At 57.3% G+C, this 499-nt stretch carries 1 protein-coding gene; it reads right to left on the reverse strand.

Translation table 11 applies throughout. From position 1 onward, the window contains the following. On the reverse strand, nt 1-499 hold a 499-nt coding region (locus BKN05_RS11820; RefSeq protein ID WP_286688722.1), incomplete at both ends, for an AAA family ATPase.

Genomic DNA, 499 nt, shown 5'->3' on the forward strand with positions numbered 1-499 from the left:
GTGGTGTGCCTCGTACTTATCGCGCAGACCCTTCAGAATCAGTACGGTATCTTCCAGCGAAGGCTCTTCGACCTTGACCGGCTGGAAACGACGCTCCAACGCAGCGTCCTTTTCGATGTGCTTGCGGTATTCCTCCAGCGTGGTAGCGCCGATGGTCTGCAGCTCACCGCGAGCCAACTTCGGCTTCAGCAGCGACGCAGCATCGATAGCACCTTCTGCGGCACCAGCACCGACCAGGTTGTGGATCTCGTCGATGAACAAAATGATGTCGCCGCGCTGGTTGATCTCCTTCAGCACCTTCTTCAGGCGCTCTTCGAAATCACCACGGTAACGAGAACCAGCGATCAACGAACCCAGGTCCAGCGAATACAGCTGCTTATCCTTCAGCGTTTCCGGTACCTTGCCGTTAACAATATCCAGGGCCAGGCCCTCAACCACGGCAGTCTTACCGACGCCTGGCTCACCGATCAGCACTGGGTTGTTCTTCGTGCGGCGTGAG

This window comes from Corynebacterium sp. S5S1 (assembly GCF_001913985.1).
Classification (GTDB): Bacteria; Actinomycetota; Actinomycetes; order Mycobacteriales; family Mycobacteriaceae; genus Corynebacterium; species Corynebacterium marquesiae.